Below are 8186 nucleotides of genomic sequence, written 5' to 3' on the forward strand. Positions count from 1 at the left end.
CCCCTGTTACCGCCGTGAAAGGGCGGTGTCCTAGGCCACTAGACGAAGGGGACACACGTACAACATTCACTCCCTACCGCGTTTCGCTGTGTGCTTTACGCTGTAAGTGGCGCGCATTCTATGGATGGATTCATAGGTCGTCAACCCCCAAGGATAAATTTATTTAAATCAATGACTTCGCCCCGGTTTACCGGCCCGCCCGGGCATTCTGGCCGCCCAAGCCCTGGCGCCTATATTCTGGCGCTCGACAAGGCGCTATAGTTGGTCCAGGCAAATGATGGCAATGTGCAGTCACGCCAGGAACACTTACCTATATAGAAGAAACAACCTGGGCAACTGGTCGAACAGTCCTATCCGTCGGATAGCTCAGTCACTACACTCCACAGCAAACCCCATAAAGAGGTCACACCGGTGACACCACTCATGATCACCCTGCTGGTTATAGCCGGGATCGCAATACTGATCGCCATTGGCTACATGAACCATGTGGTGGAAAACAATAAGCTGGAAAAGCAGCGTACCGAAATCGAGCTCAATGATCGGCTGCGTCGCTGTGGTGAAATCACCGAGACCTTTCCTGGCCAATTGATGACCCCGGCGCTCAAGCTGTTGCTGACCCGCCTGGAACTCAACGTCAACCAGCGCTTGCTGAACCTCAACAAATCCAACGGCGCGCTCAAGGCACGGATCGCCGAGCTCAATGCCCTGATCGCTCAGGGCGAATCGATTCCGGTGGCCAATCCGCCCGCGCCGATCCAGACCGAAGCCAAGGCCAAGGATGTGCGCTTTTTGCTCGAAGCGTTGCACGGCCAAGTCACCCGCGCGGCCCAGGACGGTTTCCTGCCGGCCAACGAAGCGAAGCACTGGATCAAGGAAGTCCGCCATATCCTGGTGCTGCTGCACATCGAGTTCTTCAACAACCTCGGCCAGCATGCCCTGCAGCAAGGGCAACCGGGCCAGGCGCGCCTGGCGTTCGAGCGCGGCGTGCAGTACCTGCGCAAACAACCGGAACCGGTGCTGTACAGCGCACAGCTGAGAACGCTGGAGTCGCAACTGGCCCGCGCCAACTCCACGGTGTTGACCAACAGCCAGCCAGTCGAAGACGAAGTCAACGAACTGACCGAAGGCCTGAAAGTCGTCGACGCCGATGCCGAGTGGAAAAAGAAAGCCATCTACGACTGATAGCCTTCTGGCTAATGTGGCGACATCCGGTCGCCACGTGCCATCAAAATGCACCTATCCCCCCGCCCCCGACTAGGGTAAAAAAGTGCCCCTCACTCCGTGAAGTTAGAGGCCTGCTATGCCTGTCGCCGTGATTGATGGACAACCGCTGCACTATATCGACCAGGGCACAGGCCCGGTCGTCCTGTTGGGTTCGAGCTACCTGTGGGACCGCAACATGTGGCCATCGCAGATCGACGCACTGTCGCAGCAATACCGTGTAATCGTCCCTGAACTGTGGGGTCATGGCGAGTCGGGCACGCTGCCCGCAGACACCCGCTCCCTTGACGACCTGGCACATCAGCACCTGGCGCTGCTGGACCAGCTGAACATCGCGCAGGTCAACCTGGTCGGTCTGTCGGTCGGCGGCATGTGGGGCGCCCGCCTCGCCTTGCTGGCACCTGAGCGCATTAACAGCCTGGTGCTGATGGACACCTACCTCGGCGCCGAGCCGCACGCCACGCGTGAGTATTACTTCTCGCTGTTCAAGATGATTGAAGACGCCGGCGCCATTCCTGAACCGTTGCTGGACGTGATCGCGCCGATCTTCTTCCGGCCGCAAATCGACCGCGAATCAGCGCTGTATCAGGACTTTCGCCAGTCACTGCAGGATTTTTCCCGGGAACGCCTGCTGGACAGCGTGGTGCCCCTGGGTCGCTTGATCTTCAGTCGCGAAGACATCCTCGATCAGCTGCCTCGCCTGGACTGCGACACCACCCTGGTCATGTGCGGCGAACAGGACAAGCCCCGCCCACCCGCAGAAGCCGAGGAAATGGCCAATCTGATCGGCTGTGCCCTGACCTTGATTCCCGACGCCGGGCATATCTCCAGCCGGGAGAATCCGGAGTTCGTCAATGAAGCGCTGCTGACGTTCCTCGCCAACAACGCCTGACTCCGTTCGCCACTGGTCGCGGCGCGAAGGCTGCGATCAGAGGCGGAAGTGCCCCACCATGCCCTTGAGTTCCGCGCCCAGTTGCGCCAGCTGGATGCTCGACGCGGCGTTGCCTTGCATGCTCAACGCCGATTGATCGGCACTCGCGCGGATGCTGGTGACGCTGCGGTTGATCTCTTCGGCCACCGAGCTCTGCTCCTCGGCCGCGGCGGCGATCTGCTGGTTCATCTGCTGGATCAATGACACCGCTGCGGCAATGCTGCCCAGGGCGCTTTCGGTTTCCAACGCATCACTGACGGCCAGTTTAACCAGCTCGCCACTGTGCTGAATCTGCTGCACCGACGACTGCGCCGCACTGCGCAAGGTGCTGACCAGGCGTTCGATTTCCTCGGTCGATTGCTGGGTGCGCTTGGCCAGCGCGCGCACCTCGTCGGCGACCACCGCAAAGCCGCGCCCTTGCTCGCCTGCGCGGGCCGCTTCAATCGCTGCGTTCAGGGCGAGCAGGTTGGTTTGCTCGGCGACGCTCTTGATCACACTCAACACCGCACCGATGTTCTGGATCTCCGCGCTGAGGCTCTCGATGCTGGCACTGGCACTGTTGCTGGAGGTGGCCAGCAGTTCGATGCGCTGCAAGCTCGAGCGCACCACCTGCTGGCCACTGTCGACCTTGTCATCCGCCGTCTGCGCAGCTTGCGCGGCCTCTTCGGCGTTACGCGCCACGTCATGCACCGTGGCGGTCATCTGGTTCATCGCCGTGGCCACCTGCTCGGTTTCCTCCTTCTGGCTGCTGACCTCGATGTTGGTCTGCTCGGTCACGCTGGACAACGCATGAGCCGAGTTGGCCAGTTGCTCGATCCCCGCCTGCAACCCGCTGACCATATGGCTCAAGCCGTTGCCCATCTGCTGCATCGCCTGCATCAGCTGGCCGATTTCATCGCGGCGATTGACCTCCATGCGCCCAGTCAGGTCACCGGAGGCAATCTGCTGGGCCACGGCGATTACCCTGCGCAGCGGCGCCACGATCATGCGGGTAATCCCCCATGCCGCCATCAGCCCCACCAGCAACGCCAGGGCGGATGACCCGATGATGAGCAGCGCGCTGCTGGCCAGTTGCGCCTGCATCGACTGGTCTTCGGCGTCATAGGCCTGGTTGACCCGGCTGACCACCTGATCGGCGCGATCATGCAATTGTTTGTAAACCACTTTTTCCTGCGCCAGCAGGCCGGTGTATTCGCCAAGCTTTTCGCTGAATGAGGCGATATGCCCGGACACTTCATTCAGCACGGTCTGGTAACCGGAGTCCTTGACCGAGGTTTTCAGTTGCTCGGCCTGGGCCAGCGCCTGGTCAGCCTGTTCGATCCTGCCCTGCTCCGCCTCGTCCGCGTCGGCCTTGCGGCTCTGATCCAGGCGCAGCCGCGCTTCGTTCATCGCCTGCAACATCAACCGCGACACCTGGCTCACCTGCCCCGCCTGCTCGATAAATTCGGCGCCGTCCTTGCCCTGGCTCTCATTCAGGGCATAGGCGCCGTCGTCCGCCAGGCCGGCCTGCAACACATCGAGATTATTGGCCACGCTGGACACCGACCAACTGGCCATTTCCAGGGCCAAGTCCTTGGTCTGGGTCAGTTCGACAAACTCGTCGAACGCCTTGCGGTAGGCGACCAGGGCTTGCTCCACCTCGGTCATGACCGGCACGTTGGCGGCGGACTGGCCCTTGAGGCTGACCGCCAGCGCAGTCAGCGCGTCGACACGTTCATGCAGGGCATCCACCGCCTTGGGGTCGGCGTGCAAGGCGTAATCCTGTTCGATCAGGCGCACCTTGAGCAGGTCGCTGTTGAGCGAAGACATCCGCTTGAGGCCCTCGAAGCGCTGACCCACGGTTTGCAGGGACCCTACGCCGATGGCCGCGACCAGTGCCGTCAGCAGCAGCACCAGGGTGAACCCCAAGCCCAGTTTTTTCGCCATACCGAGGTTGGCAAAACGTCGTTGCGCGCCCGAAATCATTGCACTTGAGTCCTCTCGCAATGGCAGATGCCATAAACCCGCCTGACCAGCAGCGAGATTGGCAACCACGGGGCACTGAGCACAAGTCATTGGCGCCACAATAATGGCAAAAAGCTACACGCCCGTCGTTTTCAGAATGGTCGAGGTCGATCTGGCGGGCCCCAGGGCACGGAACAGCGCCAATGCTCGCTGATCCGCCGCATAGGCCACGTTGATGCGCAGCCACTCGCTGCATTCACCCTTCGGGTTGAACAACGTTCCCGGTGCCAACAACACACCCAGCCTGCGGGCACACGCCTGCACGCGCGAAGGGCTTTGCGCACCAGGTCGCGCCCACAGGAACATACCGCCGGCAGGTACCGCAAACACCTGCCATTCTTCATCTTCCAGTACCTGCAGGGTGGCGGCCATTTGCGTATTCAGACGCTTGCGCAGGCGCTGCACCCACTTGCGGTAGGTACCGTTGGCCAGCAAGGTCGCCACCATGGCCTCGGCAAACCGCGAAGTGCCAATGCCCGTCAGGGTCTTCAGATGAGCCAGCTGCGCGATGATCGCCGCACCGGCGCTCAGGTAGCCCACGCGCAAGGCACTGCTCAGCGTCTTGGAAAAACTGGAGACATAGATGACACGATCTTCATGGGGCAACGCCGACAACCGCGTGCAGTTGGCATGTTGCAGGTCGCCGTAGACGTCTTCCTCGATGATCAAGAAATCCCGGCTGCGGGCCAGCGCCAGCAACCGCTCGGCCACCGCGTGGCACAGGCTGGTGCCGGTAGGGTTGTGATAAAGGCTGTTGATGAACAGGCACTTGGGGCGATGGCATTGCAGGTGTGCCTCAAGCGCTGCGATGTCCGGGCCGCTGCGCGTGCGCGGCACTTCGAGCAAGGTGACCCCGTGAAACGCCAGTTGCCGATAGAGGTTGCCGTAGCCAGGGGTCTCGACCACCACCGTATCGCCCGCCTTGAGCAACGTCCGTATCAGCAGGTCCAGGGCGTGGCTGGCGCCGTGGGTCGTCAGGATGCACTCCAGGCTGCTGGGCACGTGGATCCGGGTCAGGCGCTTGAGCAATTGTTCACGCAGGGCCGGCAATCCCAGGGGTGTGCTGTAGTTGAACAGCCCGGCGGTGTCGGTACGGCTGACTTCGCGGATAGCGTAGTTGATGTCATCGCTCTCGCGCCAGGCGTCCGGTAGCCAGCCGCAGCCGAGCTTAAGCTCGCCCAAAGGGCCATCGGTAAAGCTGCCCCACCCCAGTTCTGCGCCTTCGTGCCACGGCTTTTCCTGAACGACCGCGGGCTGCGCCACCACGAACCCGGCACCGTTTTTCGAGGCCAGCAGCCCCTGGGCCGCCATCCGCTCGAAGGCTTCGATCACGCTGGACTGGCTCAGCAGGTTGTCGAAGGCCAATTGCCGGACGGACGGTAAGCGTGTGCCGGGGCTCACCCCATTGTTGCGAATCCATCCCGCGACTGCGCTGATGATTTGCTGCACCACCGGTACTGGGGCTTGTCGATCAATCCCTAAATCCATGAGCCACTCACTTCAACTGTTTGTTATTCAACCCAAACAGTTAAGCACAGAAGCTCAAGAAAGCCCGTCCTAGATAGTTATTAAATCATTGATTTTATTGGATTTTTTACCTAATGATACACATTCAATCACGGCTTTTTGCCAGCTATGGAAACACCCCACGCCACCCCAGCACTTTTCGAACAGGTTGCAGTGTGAAGTCCTAAATCGCCGTGGCACCGCCGTCCACCGCCAGGGCCTGGCCGGTGGTGAAGGCCGCACCATCACTGCACAGATACAACACGGCGCTGGCGATTTCCTCGACCTTGCCAATGCGCCCGACCGGGTGCATCGCCGCCGCAAAGTCGGCCTTGCGCGGGTCGGCTTCGTAGGCGCGTCGGAACATGTCGGTGTCGATCACCGCCGGGCACACGGCATTGACGCGGATTTTCTTTTTCGCGTACTCAATGGCTGCCGACTTCGTCAGGCCGATCACCGCATGCTTGGACGCCGCATAGATGCTCATCTTCGGCGCCGCCCCCAACCCCGCTACCGACGCCGTGTTGACGATGGCTCCCCCGCCCTGGGCCAGCAACAGCGGCAGTTGATGTTTCATGCACAGCCACACGCCTTTGACGTTGACCCCCATGATGGCATCGAACTCATCCAGCGTACCGTCGGCCAACTTGCCCTTCTCGATCTCGATCCCGGCATTGTTGAAGGCATAGTCCAGGCGGCCATAGGCGGCAACGGTCTGCGCCATCAATTGCTGCACATCCGCTTCCAGGGTGACGTTGCAGCGCACAAACAACGCCTGGCCACCGGCTTGCTGAATCAGCGCCACAGTGCCCTCGCCGCCCGCCACATCGAGGTCAGCCACCACCACTTTCAAGCCTTCGGCGGCAAACGCCAGCGCGCTGGCGCGCCCAATACCGGCGGCAGCGCCGGTCACCAGGGCGACCTGGCCGGAAAATGTCATGCTCATGGGGAATGTCCTGTGGGATTGATAACCGTGGGTCGAGTCTAGCCAACGACGGCAGCGTCGCGTCAGCACTATCAGAAGCCCGGTGGGTGCTGCATGAGTTCTGGTGATAAGGCCATGGGCACGAGTATCAACCCTGTCTATCGGCAAGCATTCGCGTGGCTCGAACAACCTTGCTCGCGGGCCGTTACTTGTCTATGACTGGTACTTCATTTCTAAAGAGTTGCCGCCATGACTGCCCAGACCAACCGCCAGTTCCTGCTTGCCAAACGCCCGGTCGGAGCGGCCACGCGGGACACCTTCACCTATCAGGAAGTCCCGGTGGGCACACCCCGGGACGGGCAGATAGTGGTGCACAACGAGTACCTGTCCCTCGACCCCGCCATGCGCGGCTGGATGAATGAGGGCAAGTCCTACATCGCGCCGGTGGGCCTTGGCGACGTCATGCGCGCCTTGGGCGTGGGCAAGGTGATTGCCTCCAACCACCCGGACTTTGCGGTCGGCGACTACGTCAACGGCGCCTTGGGCGTACAGGATTACTTCCTCGGCGAGCCACGCGGCTTCTACAAGGTCGATCCGAAACTCGCGCCATTGCCCCGCTACCTGTCCGCGCTGGGCATGACCGGCATGACCGCCTACTTCGCGCTGCTGGACACCGGCGCGCCCAAGCCAGGGGAGACCGTGGTGATTTCCGGCGCCGCCGGTGCGGTCGGCAGCATTGCCGGACAGATCGCCAAACTCAAGGGCTGCCGCGTGGTGGGCATCGCCGGAGGCGCCGACAAGTGCAAGTTCCTGGTGGACGAACTGGGCTTTGATGCGGCCATCGACTACAAACACGAAGACGTACCCGCCGCCCTCAAGCGCGAGTGCCCCAAGGGCGTGGATGTCTATTTCGATAATGTTGGCGGCGAGATTCTCGACGCAGTGCTCAGTCGCCTGGCGCTGAAAGCGCGAGTGGTGATTTGCGGCGCCATCAGCCAGTACAACAACAAAGAAGCCGTCAAAGGCCCCGCCAACTACTTGTCATTACTGGTCAACCGCGCACGGATGGAAGGCTTTGTGGTGATGGATCACGCGGCGAACTTTGCCGCCGCCGGGCAGGAAATGGCCGGCTGGATGGCCCAGGGCAAGCTCAAGAGCAAAGAGGATATCGTTGAAGGTTTGGAAACGTTCCCGGAAACGCTGATGAAACTGTTCAACGGCGAGAACTTTGGCAAGTTGGTGCTGAAGGTCAGCTGACACACGCCATTTACAACTGTGGGAGGTGGCTGGCCCCAATGCCAGTCAAGGCTTTTTGTAGGAGCGAGCTTGCTCGCGAAAAACTCACAGGCACCGCGTTTATTCAGGAAACACGCGTTATCGTTGACGTTTTTCGCGAGCAAGCTCGCTCCTACACAACGCAGCCGCGCCCACCCGTAACCACGATGCGAAGCGAGCCGCTCTTGATCTGCTTTTGATCTTAGGCGCCCCGTTAAACCACGCTGGCCGAACGCAGGCTTGAATCCGTGGGCAACCCGGCAGGACGCCGGGTTAGCCGCCCCGCGCCATGGATGGCGCGTGGCGGCGGCCCACGGATTCAAG

Annotated in this window: 6 protein-coding genes and 1 pseudogene; 3 read left to right on the forward strand and 4 right to left on the reverse strand. The window is 61.2% G+C overall.

Going from position 1 to position 8186, the window contains the following annotated elements:
- Nucleotides 1-411 precede the first annotated feature (411 nt).
- Nucleotides 412-1182, forward strand: coding sequence for a hypothetical protein (locus tag BFP90_RS07050; protein WP_083203178.1), 771 nt, complete (start codon nucleotides 412-414; stop codon nucleotides 1180-1182).
- 118 nt (nucleotides 1183-1300) lie between these two features.
- On the forward strand, nucleotides 1301-2113 hold the full coding sequence (locus tag BFP90_RS07055; RefSeq protein WP_065896332.1) for an alpha/beta fold hydrolase: 813 nt from the start codon (nucleotides 1301-1303) through the stop codon (nucleotides 2111-2113).
- A 36-nt stretch (nucleotides 2114-2149) separates the two neighbouring features.
- Here BFP90_RS07055 and BFP90_RS29495 read toward each other — a convergent pair whose 3' ends face one another.
- The 4 genes and pseudogenes from BFP90_RS29495 to BFP90_RS07070 all read right to left on the reverse strand — a co-directional run bounded on the left by BFP90_RS29495 (nucleotide 2150) and on the right by BFP90_RS07070 (nucleotide 6608).
- On the reverse strand, nucleotides 2150-3031 hold the full coding sequence (locus BFP90_RS29495) for a methyl-accepting chemotaxis protein (protein WP_370671686.1): 882 nt from the start codon (nucleotides 3029-3031) through the stop codon (nucleotides 2150-2152).
- Nucleotides 3011-4207: pseudogene (locus BFP90_RS29500) on the reverse strand (HAMP domain-containing protein); the annotation flags it as partial. The gene BFP90_RS29495 and the pseudogene BFP90_RS29500, both read right to left, overlap by 21 nt.
- A 24-nt stretch (nucleotides 4208-4231) precedes the next feature.
- Nucleotides 4232-5644 carry an aminotransferase-like domain-containing protein gene (locus tag BFP90_RS07065; RefSeq protein WP_065896334.1) on the reverse strand — a complete coding sequence of 471 codons (1413 nt, stop codon included), beginning with the start codon at nucleotides 5642-5644 and terminating at the stop codon, nucleotides 4232-4234.
- A 202-nt stretch (nucleotides 5645-5846) separates the two neighbouring features.
- Nucleotides 5847-6608: an SDR family oxidoreductase gene (locus BFP90_RS07070; RefSeq protein WP_065896335.1), complete on the reverse strand. Its 762-nt coding sequence runs from the start codon at nucleotides 6606-6608 to the stop codon at nucleotides 5847-5849.
- A gap of 228 nt (nucleotides 6609-6836) precedes the next feature.
- Here BFP90_RS07070 and BFP90_RS07075 point away from each other — a divergent pair, with 228 nt between their 5' ends.
- Nucleotides 6837-7844: an NADP-dependent oxidoreductase gene (locus BFP90_RS07075; RefSeq protein WP_065896336.1), complete on the forward strand. Its 1008-nt coding sequence runs from the start codon at nucleotides 6837-6839 to the stop codon at nucleotides 7842-7844.
- The last annotated feature ends 342 nt before the right edge of the window (nucleotides 7845-8186 follow it).

Origin of the sequence: Pseudomonas sp. 24 E 13 (genome assembly GCF_900004715.1) — a bacterium.
Lineage (GTDB): Bacteria > Pseudomonadota > Gammaproteobacteria > Pseudomonadales > Pseudomonadaceae > Aquipseudomonas > Aquipseudomonas orientalis_A.

What these genes read in the sequence shown, in the direction of transcription:
- BFP90_RS07055 (WP_065896332.1), top strand. Translation starts at nt 1,301, where the DNA reads ATGCCTGTCGCCGTGATTGATGGACAACCGCTGCACTATATCGACCAG.
- BFP90_RS07065 (WP_065896334.1), bottom strand. Translation starts at nt 5,644, where the DNA reads ATGGATTTAGGGATTGATCGACAAGCCCCAGTACCGGTGGTGCAGCAA.
- BFP90_RS07075 (WP_065896336.1), top strand. Translation starts at nt 6,837, where the DNA reads ATGACTGCCCAGACCAACCGCCAGTTCCTGCTTGCCAAACGCCCGGTC.
- BFP90_RS29495 (WP_370671686.1), bottom strand. Translation starts at nt 3,031, where the DNA reads ATGCAGGCGATGCAGCAGATGGGCAACGGCTTGAGCCATATGGTCAGC.
- BFP90_RS07070 (WP_065896335.1), bottom strand. Translation starts at nt 6,608, where the DNA reads ATGAGCATGACATTTTCCGGCCAGGTCGCCCTGGTGACCGGCGCTGCC.